Genomic DNA, 12,962 nt, shown 5'->3' with positions numbered 1-12,962 from the left:
GATCACCCGCCAAGAACTTGAATACCAAGAACTGGGGTTATCGAGATGAACGGGGCACCATCGCTTCTGCAGGATCTGGACGACGCGATCGCGCGCGGCACCGACGAAAGCCGGGCTAAGGCGTTGTGGCATGCGACCGACCTTTTGATCACCGGTCGCTATGTCGACGACGAGATCAGCATGTTCGGCGAGGTCATCGGCCGGCTTGCCGACGAGATCGAGGTCGAGGCGCGGGCGCAGCTCTCCGAGTTGATGGCCGGCTGCGATCATGCACCGCTCAACGTCATCGAGAAGCTCGCTTTGGACGACGAGATCGAGGTCGCTGGTCCCGTGCTGCGCGATTCGAACCGGATCGACGAGAAGGTCCTGGTCGAGAGCGCCATGACCAAGGGCCAGGCCCATCTGCTTGCGATCTCCCAGCGTGATGCGATCGGCGAGGCCGTGACCGACGTGCTCGTCAAACGTGGTAACCAGGAGGTTGTCACCTCGGTCGCCAGGAACGAGGGCGCGCGCTTCTCCGGCTCGGGCCTGCTGCACATGGTCCGCCGCGCGGAGGGCGACTCGATCCTCGCCGAGCAGCTCGGCCTGCGCAAGGACGTGCCGCGCCACATCTTCCAGCAGCTCATCTCCAAGGCGTCGGAAGACGTCCGCCGCCGGCTCGAGACCGAGCGCCCCGAGATGATGTCGCAGATCCAGAGCTCGGTGACCGAGGTTACCGGCGATCTGCAGTCCAAGTTCGGCCCATCCTCGCGCAGCTATTTCGTCGCCAAGCGCGTGGTGACGACGCAGTACCGGCAGGGCAACCTGAACCAGATCTCGATCTCGAATTACGCGCGCCAGCATCGCTTCGACGAGGTGCAGATCGGCCTGTCACTGCTGTCGTCGCTGCCGGTCGATGTGATCGAGCGGGCGCTGATGGACCGCAATCGGGAGATGATCCTGGTGCTGTGCAAGGCGCTCGATTTCTCCTGGGACACGACGATGTCGCTGCTGTTCCTCGGCGCCAAGGATCATCTGATCACGGCGCGCGAGCTCCACGACAACGAGCGCGATTTCGGCCGGCTCAAGATCGAGACCTCACGCAGCATTCTGAAATTCTACCAGTCGCGCAAGAACAGCGCCGGCACCGATCCCGCGACGGGTCGTCAGCCCGAGCTCCAGGTTCACTGAACGGGACATCGAGGGAGTATTTGCAATGTTGCCTCAATTCGGTACCGCAGTTCGCAAGAACAAAGGCCTCGCCAAGAACCTCCCCGCCGAGACGGGCGGAGCGGCTCCGGAGAAAGCCACGGTCGACGCCGCATGGCTCGTGCTGGAAGCCGCCAACGATCTCGGCGACCACGCCGCGATCGAAGCCTGCCGCCGTGTCATCGATGCCGAGCTGAACGGCACGGTCGCCGCCAGCGCAGACACCGATCTCGTGCTCGGGTACTTCCGGTAAGGCAGCGCGGCTGCGGCCGTGCAATTTCGCGACCGGGCGATTAGCCGCAGCTATCGTAGGGTGGGCAAAGCGAAGCATGCCCACGACTTTCTGTCATCGTGCCGGATCCGTGGGCACGGCGCACATGCGCCTTTGCCCACCCTGCGATTTCAGACTCGCGGAGGCATGACTGGATCCGTCGTGCGATCAGCCGCAATTCCAGATCGCGCCGATCGGGGTCCGCGTCCAGCATGGACCGAAGCTGCCGCCATTGTAGCGGGAGCCGCCGAAACCGGGCCGGCCGAAATAGTGCCATTCGCCGTCAATGAAGCGGTAATAGCTCGGCACCGGATCGATGTACCAGGGGCGCTGGTTCTCGCGCGCATAGCGACGGAAGCCGTTCTTCTGCATGTAGATCGGCTGGCTGTTGCTCAGCGGCTGGCGATAGCCCGGCAGGAAGCCATAGCCATGCCAAGCTTGCTTGGGCTTTTTTGCGTTGGGCGCAGCAGGCGCAACGGCCGGCAGCAGCGACAGGATGACAGCAACAAACAGACATAAGAGGCGCGACATGGGTCGACCATAGACAGTCGATCGCGGGAACGCCATTCAAATTCGAGTGGGACGTTCTTGTGATTTGCCGAGAAGGAGCGGGAGCGCAGCCGGACCATGGCCCGGCTGCGTCCCCCTTAAAGCTTACGCGTTCGCGCCGCCGTCCACGGTGAGTGTCGAGCCGGTGATGTACTTGGCCTTCTCGCTCGCCAGGAATGCCACAGCGTTGGCGATGTCATCCGGCGCGCCATAGCGGCCGAGTGCCATGAACTGCTTCAGCGTATCCGCGGTCGGGCCGTGGGCCGGGTTCATGTCGGTGTCGATCGAGCCCGGCTGCACCAGATTGACCGTAATGTCCTTGGGGCCGAGTTCGCGCGCCAGCGCTTTGTTGAACGCGATCAGTGCCGATTTCGATGCCGCGTAAATGCCGAGCGCCGGCGACGGCACGCGATCGGCGAAATAGCTGCCGATGGTGATGATGCGACCACCCTTGCCGAGGTGCGGCAGCGCCGCCTTGCTCGCCACGATCGGCGAACGCACGTTGACGTTCAGCAGCGCGTCGATGTCGGCGAGCGACATGTCGTTGAGGCCGCCCAGGCGCAGAATGCCGGCGTTGTTGACCAGGATATCGAGCCCGCCCAGGGCGGCAACGGTCTTGTCGACCGAGGTCTTGACGGCCGTAACATCTGCGCTGTCGGCCTGGATCGCGATCGCCTTCCGCCCCGAGGCCTTGATGGCGTCGACGACCTTTGCGGCGCTATCTGCGGACTTTTCATAGGTGATGGCGACATCGGCGCCTTCCGCGGCGAGCGCCTTTGCAATGGCCGCGCCGATACCCCTGCTTGCGCCCGTCACCAGGGCCCGTTTTCCTGCCAGTGTCATCGTAATCTCCTATTCTGTAATGATCGACACAGAATATCTGGGATCTTGATCGGCCCCGTCAAGTGAATTATGTGTTGATCATTACAGAAAGGGGCGTCATGGCGGGACGGCCACGGGAATTTGATCGCGAGGCGGCACTGGAGGCCGCGATGCTGCTGTTCTGGCGCAAGGGTTTTGCCAGCGCCTCGATGAACGACCTGTGCGAGGCCATGGGCGTCCGCTCGCCGAGCCTCTATGCGGCGTTCGACAGCAAGGAAGCGCTGTATCTGGCGGCTTTCCAGCATTACGCCGCGACCGAGGGCCAGGCGGTCTGGGACAAGCTCGCGGAGGGAGCGACCGCACGCGCCGGCGTCGAGAACCTGCTGATCGCGGCGGCCGACAATCTGCCGAAATCCCGCACGGCCCCCGCCGGCTGCATGGTCGCGCTGGGCGCCGTCAGCGACGAATGGCCGGCCACGATCGCGCGCGAGGTGAGAAAGGTCAGGCTCGAGTTGCTGGACAATCTGCGCGCACGGCTCGAAGCGGCGGTTGCCAGCTGCGAATTGCCCGGTACGACGGACGTGAATGCGTTGAGCCGGTTCTATCTCGGCGTCTTCCAGGGCATGGCCATCCAGGCCAAGGACGGCGCCACGCAGGCGGACCTGCGAGGTGCAGTCAAGGCGGCGATGGCGGCGTGGCCGGTCGAGGGTTAGTCTGTAGGATGGGTGGAGCGAAGCGAAACCCATCGCTGCGGTCGAGCTTGTTGATGTGTGATGGGTTTCGCTGCGCTCTACCCATCCTACGAGCTCAAGCGACGAAAAGGTGCCTCCTTGGTTGAACATCCCAACGGTCAGACGAACACCCAACAATCCGGCTTCGCCGGCGTCACACGCAAAATTCTCGAACGTCTTCCATTGCCCGGCAATCAGGAGCTCATGGTCGTCGAGGTCACCTATCCGCCCGGCGGCGTCGCTCCGCTTCACCGTCATCCCGTGGCGGGCGCGATCTACATCGTCGAAGGCGTAGCCGAGTCCGCTTATGGCAGCGACGAGCCGCGCGTGTATCGCGCGGGCGAGACGTTGCAAGACCGGGCGGACGCTCTGCATACGCATTTTCGCAATTGCGACCCGGACCGTCCGCTGCGCTTTCTCACGATCTACGTGCTCGAACCGGGGCGCTCCTACACGATGGAGCCGTGAGGCGCGCGCGGTTCAAGTTGGAGGCCGTGGGACGAGCAGCTCTCACGGCCTGATCCGGTAGATCACGACGTCCTCGCCATGATGCGTCGTGCTCTTCTCGAGCAGATAGTTCGTCTTCTCCAGGACGCGCCGCGATGCGCCATGGGCGACGAAGACGAGCCCGATGAGCGACGGCAATTTCAGCCGTGACAGCCCGATGTCCGTCAGCGCGGTCGCGATCTCGCTCGCAAGACCCTGGCCCCAGACATCGCGCTTGAACGTGTAGGCAATCTCGATCTCGTCGATGCCGTCCACGAGAATGTGCCGGATGCCGGCCCGTCCGGCGAAGGCGCCGTCTTTCGTCCGCAGCACCCACAGCCCGAAGCCATGCTGGTCCCAATGGGCCATGTTGGTCGCGAGATAGGCCTGCGTCACCTCGGCCGATCGCACGCCGCCGAGATAACGGGAGACGTCGGGATCGAGATGGAGTGCGACGAGGTCGGCGAGGTGGTCCTCGCTGAGCCTCTCGGCGGCCAATCTGTCGGTGCTGAATTGATCCATGACGATCGAGGTGTCGATCGCTCGCGTCAGATAGTCAAGTGGCGGCTTGATCTGAATCAAGCGCTGAGAACGCGGCCGCACCACAACACGCCACCGGGGCTGGTGACATGTTGATGGGTCCAATGAATCCAACCTGGTACGTCACTTTTGAAATTCGCAAGAGCGGGACTTTGCTGAAGCAACGCAGTCCGCGTGAGACAAGAACGTTCGCGACCGAGGACGAGGCCAAGCAGTTCGCACGCGGGAAGTTCGACGAAGGGCTCGCTGTCTTTGCGGGCACGATCAATCCTCACCTTCCCAGACGACTCATTCTCGCGTCCGACATCCAGGCGTGGCTCGCCGATGACGGGGATAGCACCTCGGCGCCTGGACTTTCGCAAAGGGAGTAAGCACTCGGCCGTGCATAGCGATAGCGTTTGAGTGTTGCCATTTTGATACGGGCCAGGAAAGCCCTCGCGCCTAAACTTCAGGCTGTTCGCAGGGCTTATGCACGCCAGACTGCATAGGGGCTGCTGTCTTTGAACGGAAAAGATCTGAGCAAAGGGGACGAGACAATGAAAAAGCTTTCGATAGCTGCGATCGGCGTCGCGGCGTTGAGCATGGCGGGTCCCGCCATGGCAGCTGACATGGCCGTCAAGGCGCCGCCGCCGGCACCAGTGGTTGCGATCTATAACTGGAGCGGGTTCTACATCGGCGCCAATGGAGGCTGGGGGCAGAGCCATGGTTGCGTCGATTTCCTGACGCCCGCGGGGACGCTCGCAAGTGGTTGCGCCAATCGCTCCGGCGGCCTTGTCGGCGGACAGATCGGCTATCGCTGGCAGACCAATCAGTTCGTGCTCGGTCTGGAAGCCCAGGGCGATTGGGCCGACATCAAGAACACGCGCGTGACCCTGATCGATCCGCTGGTTTCGACCACGGGCAAGACCGATGGCATCGGCCTCTTCACGGCCCAACTTGGCTGGGCCTGGAACGCGTCGCTGTTCTACGTGAAGGGTGGCGCTGCGGTGACGCACAATCGCTTCGATATCTTCAACAACGTCACCGGTGTCGGCCTCGCCTCCGCGGGCCACACGCGCTGGGGCGGTACGGCGGGCGTTGGTTGGGAATACGGCTTTGCGCCGAACTGGTCGGTCGGTGTCGAATACGACCATCTCTGGATGGGGCGCGACAACACCACCTTCGCAGGCGTGGTCACACCCGGCGGCATCACCCTGCTCGGCAGCGGGGTCAGCCAGGATGTCGACATGATCACGGTCCGGGTGAACTATCGCTTCGGCGTGTATGGCGCGCCGGTGGCGGCCCGCTACTGAGCTTGTGGCTTCCCCGTAACTTCAGGTCCCGGCATCGTCCGGGGCCTTTTTTATCGGCAGATGGACCACGGTCTCGCACCAACCAGGCAGTCGGCAACTCAGTTGCGGCGGTCGAGCCCGGCGAGTTGCTGCCTGTCCAGCAGAACGATGTGACGCTGGTTGTTGTCGATGAACCCGAGGATGCCGAGATCGCGCAGATACGACAGCGTTCGCGAGACGGTCTCCAGCGTCAGGCCGAGATAGTCGGCGATGTCGCGCCGGGACATCGGCAGCGCGAGAATGCCTGCGGCGGTCAGTCGCCTGTCCATCTCGATGAGGAAGGCGGCGACCCGCTCCAACGACGTCTTCCGTCCGAGCAGCAGCATATGGTCTTCCGCGTGCCGCAGGTTCATCGTGGTCAGGCGCAGCAGGCTCCTGATCAAGATGCCGTCGCTCCCGGCGATGGCGTCGAGGCTCTCGCGCCTGATCAGCCGCACCGTCGCATCCACCACCGCTTCCGTCGTGAAACGATGGGCACTGCCATTCTCAAGTCCGAAGACGTCGCCTGGGACGTGAAAGGCGCTGATCTGGCGGCGCCCGTCAGACAGCAGCTTGTAGCTCCGTACCGCGCCCGCCTTGACCTGATAGACATAGTCGGCGGACTCCTTCTCGCCGTAGATCTCGCTGCCGCGCCGGTAGGTAAATTCGTTCAGACTGACCATCGGATCCGAAGCGGCGGCGATTCCGAGCTCGCTGAGACAATGCGGGCGGGGCAGCGCCGCGGAGGTCAGGTGCATCAGCATTGGACCAACTTCTCAATTCCAGGGTGATCAATTGGAGATGATCGGGTTTGCCGACCGCAGCGCTTCGGGCATGGAGACCGATCGCGCCGCGCATTCCTGCTGATGTCGAGGGTGTTCGAAGCCGCGACCGCTGGCTATCGCCCTAAGGTTCATTGTACCAACGGACAGCATGGGGCCGGCTTGTCCAGCGGCACCGGAACTTCATCGCTGCAATGTCTTGCGCATCATCACGTGTGGTATGCCTGCATCATCGAACACCGCTCCTTCCTCCGTGTACCCCAGTCGCTTGTAAAATTCGCGTGCTGTGAGTTGCGCGCCGAGAATGATTTCCTCGGCACCGCGGCGGGAGGCACTGGTCGCGGCGAACTCCATCAGCTCTCTCCCGATGCCATCTTTCCGCGATGACGTCGACACGGCCATCCTGCCGATTTTCGCGGTACGCCCATGGCGCAAAATGCGTAACGTGCCAATGACGCGGCCGTCAGATACCGCGACAAGATGGGTGGCGACCTTATCGTCATCGTCGACTTCAAGTTCTTCCGGGACACCTTGCTCGACAACGAACACATCATGCCGCAAGGCGTATACCGCCGGCATGAGCGGGTCCGTGGCTTGAACCTCGACGATCGTACTCATTCCGCCTCCCTACCAGTCCAGCTTGCGAGTTTAGCGCACCAGCGGAATTTTATCGATCGCCTGCGTCCACCCTGACGTCCGCTCGCGCTTGAGGCTGATCGCGTTCAGGAGCCGCGCGACGACGATCATGATCGACACGCCGGCAAAACTGACCAAGATCTGCATCGCCAGCCCCTCGGAGAGGTCCAGCAACGTGAACTGGCTGGCGAGCGCCAGAAGGACGCCGAGACAATAGATCGGCAGCGAATTCTCGCCACACCACCTCGCGCAGACCAGCGCCGGCGTCGATAGCGCTCCCCAATTCCGGGGAATGAATCGCAGCACCACAATCGCGAGAGCCACAAAATGCAGCAGCCGTACCGGACTGAGATTCGATTTATCCAGTGGAAATAGCAGGTCCGTCAGAAATGGCGGGATCAGAGCCGCGATGCTCCAACCCTGTGCAAGAACCAGGCCGCAAGCCAGATAAAGAACGGCAAGAACAAGCGCCCAGCGCGACATCACCCACGGCCGGAATTTCTCTCCTTCAATGACGCTCCATGCACCCAGCACGATCAGAAGCTGCCAGGCCAGCGGATTAAAGAACCAGACGCCGCCGGGCCAGGCCGGAACCGTCCAACCGAAGACGTGCACGAGCGCGTAGAGCAATAACGACAATCCGAGGGTCACGTTCGGTGCTCGCAGCAGCAGCCACAGCAGCGGCGCGAACAGCGCGTGAAAAATCACAAAAACCGGCAAGACGTCGGTGTTGACGGGGCGGTATTGCAGGATTGCGGCGTGAGCGAGCGTCGGGCCCGGATGTTCGAGCAGAATTCGCGTATTGCTGTCATCGGCGAGATCATCGCTGCCCGCAAGGTAGACGAGGATGGCGCAAGCGAGCGTGAGCAGCAGAAACGCCGCATAGATGTCCCATCCCCGCTTCAGCGAACGGCCGATCATGCCGCTCCAGCCCTCGCGCTGACGTGCCCTGTCGTAGGCCAGCGCGCAGGTCACGCCCGAGATGAACATGAAGATCTCGGCGGCGTCGCAGAAGCCGTAGTTGCGCGGCGTCAACCAGCTCCCGATGTTGTTGGGAACGTGATCGAGAAAGATCCACCACAACGCGATCCCGCGAGCGATGTCGATACGCAGATCGCGGCTCGCCGTTTTGAACTCCGGTGGAGTTTCACCGAACAATCGCGTCGAAATGTGAGTTCGATCATCCATCTGCAGGCCTGTCTGCGCGCTCGCGCTCATGGGGTCGATGGCGCGCGCCGGCTACCTGATGGATGATGGGGGCTCCTTGGTCCGCCAGCTGCTCCTCTGAGCGCCAGGGTCGGCTGGATCGTTATCCTCCCAAGGCGTTTGCAAAGTCTTGTCGCCGGCACCCCGTATCAAAAGCTGCTTTCGCATTTCGGTGAGACGGGCACGGCAATATTCACGATAGAGCATGTCGACGATGGCGGACATGATCGAATCCCTTCCTGATCGCCACGGTTGACGTCCCATATGACAGATTTCGACCACTTCACCCGGCGGCTGAAAAGGAGCATGGCCGGGACGTAATTTGTGTCCGACGAATCTCAATGGTGATGCGACGATCAAGGCACGACGGAAAATCGGTATCAGAGGATAGTCTCGTTCCGAGAACTTCTGCTCGCATCGATGAGTCCAAACAGTCGCGAACAGCATTATAAAGTTGGATTTGGCTTTGCCCCTTGTCGGGGATTCCAAAATTGGATCCGATGGCGGCAATTTGAAATAGAGCCATCGCAATCGTCTCCTCTTAAAGGAGAAGTTTATGCGCGAAATTCGCAATTAAAGATTGTCGTAATTTTCTGGTCGTCACGTGAGCCAGTTCACACCAGCATCAATCACAGGTGAATGAGACTAGCAGACAAATGACGTAGCTTCTTGGAGTCCTGCGTACCTCAAGAGGCGGTCGGTGCGTAAATTGCAAAATACCGATACCGACAGCTGGCTTGTCGCCGAACTTGACTCCGAATGTCTTATCAAGGCTGGAGGTCCCCATGTCTACGGACGCAGCCGATTTCGTATCGCATCGATTTTCGACGCGCGAACATCCGGAGCGGATGCGACTTCCATTATGGCGCGAGAGCTTTGTGCGGGGGATCGTCCACGCCGATGTCGAGCCTCTCGCGAACATTCCGTTTCAGGTCGACGCAACGCTGCAAGCGATCCGCGGTTTGCGCACGCTCGCGCTGAAAGGCTCGCCAATGCGCTTCAAGCGCTTGCGGACGAACACTGCCGACGGTGACGACTCGATCGGGCTGATCGTCTGCTCGCCCGGTAACAGTCAGCTCACGCAGCGCGGCCGCGACATCGAGCTTTGCGCAGGCGATGCAATCTCGATTCTGCATTCGGAGCCCGCCACGGTCACCTATCTCAACGGAATATTATTCGGTCTGGCGGTGCCCCGCGAGGCGCTGGCGCAGCGCGTGACCGACATCGAGAGCCTCGCAATGCGACCGATCCCTCAGCGGAATGAACCGCTTCGTATCCTCATGGCCTATCTGAAGTCGGCATTCAGGGAGGGGGCTCTGGCCGCCCCAAGGCTGCGTGATGTCGTCGTCGCTCACACCTGTGATCTCGTAGCCCTCGTAGTTGGCGAGTGCGCTCCCTTGGGCGAGAGCGATGCGAGTGCGGTCGTGGCCGCGCGCCACAGTGCCGTCCTCGACGATATCGCAACGCACTTTCAGCAGCCCGGGCTCAGCGTCGAGACGGTCGCTCGTCGCCAGGGCATTTCACCTCGCTATCTGCAGCGCCTGATGGCACTGTCGGGATCATCGTTCACCGGGCACGTGAACGAGCTACGTCTGCAACTTGCGCTCAAACTGCTGACCGAGGCGCGCTCTGGCACGCAACTGATTTCCGACATCGCGCTGGAGGTGGGCTTCTCGGACGTTTCGCATTTCAATCGCCTGTTCCGGGCTCGCTTCGGCGATTCGCCGCGTGGGGTTCGCTACATCGGCAAGGATCGCCGTCGGGCCATCTGCCCTTGATCGGCCCATGCGCGAGATGCTGCTGCCATGTTCGCTTCGGGTCAAAAGCGTCGGAAGGCGCGGCTGCAAACGTCCGGTCTGTCCCTGCGAACTGACATGTCGGGGCACTGTGTCAACGGGACCGATGGGCCAACAGGCAACATGGCGCACCACAACAAAAAAAATCCCGGCACTTGGCCGGGATCGATACTTCACGCCTTGTTCGTAAACCAAATCGCTGGAGCTCCTGCCACTCCTGCATTCCGCATGGCATTCTTCAATTCAGCACTCTCCGCGAAGGCTTGCGCAGCTTCAATCGTGGCAAACTCGTGAGTTACTGTGATGTCATTGGGATTTTCGACCGCTCGGTAGACAGCCTCGGCTGTGACGCCCTTCGCCTTCTGAACCGGGGCAAAATCGTCATAGGCCTTCCGCCAGATCTTGTAGTCGGAAACCATGTGTCTAACAAACATAGTCGTCATCAGATGTTCCTCCCTGAACCGGTCGTAACAATCTTCCCACGAACGCTTGAAACAGGACTTCCAGTAGCACCAGTATAATACTGGACACCGCTTGGAGCTATTTCATTTCCGGGTCGCACTGATGCCACCGGACCTTGCCCTTTGTCCGACAGAATGGCCTCATCAGTCGGATGTCCGCTGCGAGTCAAAAGCGTCGGCCTAAGGCGCGGCTGCAAACGTCCGGTCTGTCCCTGCGAGCTGACATGTCGGGACACTGTGTCAACGGAACCGATGAGCCGGAGGCGGAAATCGACGGCTCACTCGATCGTCCTGTCGGCACGCGAAAGTACCACCGGCGGAATTTCGACACCTAACATTTGCGCTGTCTTGAGATTGATGACCAGTTCGAACCTGATCGGCTGCTCAACAGGGACGTCGGCCACCTTTGCGCCTCGCAATAGTCTTGCGACCTGACGCGCGCATTGGTCGAAGACCGCGCTGAGACGAGGACCGTATCCCATCAGTCCGCCTTCTTCCGCCTGTTCGGGCCACTGCAGAATGGCGGGCAGGCGGCGGAGTGCCAGCTGGGCGGGACCGGTCCCAATGCCGCAGCGCCAATAATCAGCGTGATGAACTCGCGCCGCTTCATGGGGGCCCCGGAAGCCGCCTAGTGCGCCATCGCGACGTCACCGGACAATTGCTCGCGCCGTACATCGATCCGCAGCATCATGACGACGATGGCGCCGACCAGCGCGCAACCCGCCAGCAAGAGCAGGCCCGCAGTAAAATTGCCGGTCAGGTCCTTCAGATAGCCCATTGCGTAAGGACCAGCGAAACCAGAAAGGTTTCCGAGCGAGTTGATCGCGGCGATGCCGGCGGCGGCCGATGCGCCGGTCAGGAAACTTGCCGGCAGTGGCCAGAACATCGGGGGGACCGCGGAGACGCCGATCTGTGCAAAGCAGAGCAACGCCATGATGAGCACGGAATTGGAAACGAGACCTGCCAACCCAATTCCGACGGCTGCCATCAATAGCGCCGCGGCGACGTGACCCTTTCGCTCCATGGTCCGATCGGAATGACGACCGAGCAGCACCATGCCCGCGGCGCCGAAAACAAAGGGGAGCGCCGCGAGCAGGCCGGTCTGGGTGTCAGTGACACCAAAACCCTTGATGATGGTCGGCAAGAAGAACGCCACGCCATAACTTGCAGCGTTCAGGCAGAAGTACACCAGGGCGCACGCTAGGATGCGAGGATCAGTGAGCGCCTGTCCCAGGGACAAATGTTCTACGCGCTCCTTGTTGCGCTTCTCGGTGGCCTGCACGTTCTCCAGCCAGGCAATCTCGTCTTGTTGCAGCCAGCGGGCCTGGCGCGGGAAATCGGTCAGATAGAGCAGGACGCCAATGCCCACCAGAACCGACGGCAACGCTTCGAGAATGAACAGCCACTGCCAGCCCTCCAATCCCCAGCCGGTCACGCTGAGCAGCATCCCGGAGATGGGTGATCCGACGATGGACGAAATCGGGATTGCCAGCATGAACAGGCTGATGACCCGCGCGCGGTAAACCGCGGGGAACCAGAGCGTCAGGTAGAAGATGATGCCGGGAAAGAAACCGGCTTCGCAGGCGCCGAGCAGCAAGCGAAGCGAGTAGAAAACGCCCGTCGTCGGAATTCCCGTTGCTGCCGATATCGACGGGATGAATGCGAAAGCCGCCGAGACGATCCCCCAGGTAATCATGATGCGGGCGATCCAGACGCGCGCGCCGACCCTTTCCAGAAAGATGTTCGAGGGCACTTCAAACAGGAAATATCCGACGAAGAACAAGCCGGCGCCCAGCCCGAACGCTGCTTCACTCAAACCGAGCGCCTGGTTCATATGCAGCTTGGCAAAGCCGACATTGACGCGGTCGAGATAGGCCACGAAGTAGCACACGATCAGGAACGGAATGAGCCGCCACATCACCTTGCCAATGACACGAGTCTCGACGTCTTGCATGGCGCGGCCTCCCGCTTGCTCACTCAAAGCCGGTTCAAACTGCCGGGCAGCGTTACGAAACTATGACGCCCGGATACGATGAGCGCAAACGGCATTTGCTTTTGACGTCAAAGCGACAGTTACGCTGTCATGGTTTGAGCTGGCGTGCGGATCAAGTGCGTAGGATGGGTAGAGCGAAAGCGAAACCCATCACGTCCCGGAACGCGCGGAGGCGATTGGGTTTCGCTTTC

16 protein-coding genes are annotated in these 12,962 nt (G+C 61.3%); 7 read left to right on the top strand and 9 right to left on the bottom strand.

Annotation, left to right across the window (positions count from 1 at the left end):
• Positions 1-45: 45 nt before the first annotated feature.
• Complete coding sequence (locus tag NLM31_RS32260; protein ID WP_254194927.1) at positions 46-1,170, top strand: DUF2336 domain-containing protein; 1,125 nt, start codon at positions 46-48, stop codon at positions 1,168-1,170.
• Positions 1,171-1,195: 25 nt separating this feature from the next.
• Positions 1,196-1,441: a hypothetical protein gene (locus tag NLM31_RS32255; protein ID WP_254133320.1), complete on the top strand. Its 246-nt coding sequence runs from the start codon at positions 1,196-1,198 to the stop codon at positions 1,439-1,441.
• Between the two features lie 186 nt (positions 1,442-1,627).
• On the opposite strand, the gene NLM31_RS32250 is transcribed toward NLM31_RS32255, so the two are convergent.
• Together NLM31_RS32250 and NLM31_RS32245 are read right to left on the bottom strand one after the other, a co-directional pair.
• Positions 1,628-1,990 carry a hypothetical protein gene (locus NLM31_RS32250; RefSeq protein ID WP_254133319.1) on the bottom strand — a complete coding sequence of 121 codons (363 nt, stop codon included), beginning with the start codon at positions 1,988-1,990 and terminating at the stop codon, positions 1,628-1,630.
• Between the two features lie 123 nt (positions 1,991-2,113).
• Complete coding sequence (locus tag NLM31_RS32245; RefSeq protein WP_254194926.1) at positions 2,114-2,851, bottom strand: 3-oxoacyl-ACP reductase family protein; 738 nt, start codon at positions 2,849-2,851, stop codon at positions 2,114-2,116.
• Positions 2,852-2,949: 98 nt separating this feature from the next.
• Between NLM31_RS32245 and NLM31_RS32240 the strand changes: the two genes are divergently transcribed.
• Positions 2,950-3,543, top strand: a complete 594-nt coding sequence (locus NLM31_RS32240; protein ID WP_254194925.1) for a TetR/AcrR family transcriptional regulator — start codon at positions 2,950-2,952, stop codon at positions 3,541-3,543.
• Between the two features lie 60 nt (positions 3,544-3,603).
• Positions 3,604-4,029 carry a cupin domain-containing protein gene (locus tag NLM31_RS32235; RefSeq protein ID WP_254194924.1) on the top strand — a complete coding sequence of 142 codons (426 nt, stop codon included), beginning with the start codon at positions 3,604-3,606 and terminating at the stop codon, positions 4,027-4,029.
• Between the two features lie 42 nt (positions 4,030-4,071).
• On the opposite strand, the gene NLM31_RS32230 is transcribed toward NLM31_RS32235, so the two are convergent.
• Positions 4,072-4,569 carry a GNAT family N-acetyltransferase gene (locus tag NLM31_RS32230; protein WP_254196311.1) on the bottom strand — a complete coding sequence of 166 codons (498 nt, stop codon included), beginning with the start codon at positions 4,567-4,569 and terminating at the stop codon, positions 4,072-4,074.
• A 122-nt stretch (positions 4,570-4,691) separates the two neighbouring features.
• Between NLM31_RS32230 and NLM31_RS32225 the strand changes: the two genes are divergently transcribed.
• Both NLM31_RS32225 and NLM31_RS32220 read left to right on the top strand, forming a co-directional pair.
• Positions 4,692-4,958, top strand: coding sequence for a hypothetical protein (locus NLM31_RS32225; RefSeq protein ID WP_254194923.1), 267 nt, complete (start codon positions 4,692-4,694; stop codon positions 4,956-4,958).
• Positions 4,959-5,123: 165 nt separating this feature from the next.
• Entirely contained in the window at positions 5,124-5,879 is a 756-nt protein-coding gene (locus NLM31_RS32220) for an outer membrane protein (RefSeq protein WP_254194922.1), read from the top strand.
• Between the two features lie 98 nt (positions 5,880-5,977).
• Here NLM31_RS32220 and NLM31_RS32215 read toward each other — a convergent pair whose 3' ends face one another.
• The 3 genes from NLM31_RS32215 to NLM31_RS32205 all read right to left on the bottom strand — a co-directional run bounded on the left by NLM31_RS32215 (position 5,978) and on the right by NLM31_RS32205 (position 8,503).
• The gene (locus NLM31_RS32215) at positions 5,978-6,661 is read right to left on the bottom strand and encodes a helix-turn-helix domain-containing protein (RefSeq protein WP_254194921.1); all 684 of its coding nucleotides are present in this window, start codon (positions 6,659-6,661) and stop codon (positions 5,978-5,980) included.
• Between the two features lie 201 nt (positions 6,662-6,862).
• On the bottom strand, positions 6,863-7,297 hold the full coding sequence (locus NLM31_RS32210; protein ID WP_254194920.1) for a GNAT family N-acetyltransferase: 435 nt from the start codon (positions 7,295-7,297) through the stop codon (positions 6,863-6,865).
• Between the two features lie 30 nt (positions 7,298-7,327).
• Positions 7,328-8,503 (bottom strand): OpgC family protein, encoded by a 1,176-nt coding sequence (locus tag NLM31_RS32205; RefSeq protein WP_254196310.1) that lies wholly within the window; start codon positions 8,501-8,503, stop codon positions 7,328-7,330.
• An 803-nt stretch (positions 8,504-9,306) separates the two neighbouring features.
• On the opposite strand from NLM31_RS32205, the gene NLM31_RS32200 reads away from it, so the two are divergent.
• Entirely contained in the window at positions 9,307-10,299 is a 993-nt protein-coding gene (locus tag NLM31_RS32200; RefSeq protein WP_254194919.1) for a helix-turn-helix domain-containing protein, read from the top strand.
• A 191-nt stretch (positions 10,300-10,490) separates the two neighbouring features.
• Here NLM31_RS32200 and NLM31_RS32195 read toward each other — a convergent pair whose 3' ends face one another.
• The 3 genes from NLM31_RS32195 to NLM31_RS32185 all read right to left on the bottom strand — a co-directional run bounded on the left by NLM31_RS32195 (position 10,491) and on the right by NLM31_RS32185 (position 12,732).
• Positions 10,491-10,760, bottom strand: coding sequence for an antibiotic biosynthesis monooxygenase (locus NLM31_RS32195; protein ID WP_254133310.1), 270 nt, complete (start codon positions 10,758-10,760; stop codon positions 10,491-10,493).
• 296 nt (positions 10,761-11,056) lie between these two features.
• Positions 11,057-11,308, bottom strand: coding sequence for an ABC transporter substrate binding protein (locus NLM31_RS32190; protein ID WP_256562340.1), 252 nt, complete (start codon positions 11,306-11,308; stop codon positions 11,057-11,059).
• A 98-nt stretch (positions 11,309-11,406) separates the two neighbouring features.
• Entirely contained in the window at positions 11,407-12,732 is a 1,326-nt protein-coding gene (locus NLM31_RS32185; RefSeq protein ID WP_254194917.1) for an MFS transporter, read from the bottom strand.
• Between the last annotated feature and the right edge of the window lie 230 nt (positions 12,733-12,962).

The organism is Bradyrhizobium sp. CCGUVB4N (genome assembly GCF_024199945.1).
Classification (GTDB): domain Bacteria; phylum Pseudomonadota; class Alphaproteobacteria; order Rhizobiales; family Xanthobacteraceae; genus Bradyrhizobium.
Note: the sequence above shows the minus strand (reverse complement) of the source record. Positions and strands in the feature narration are given on the sequence as shown.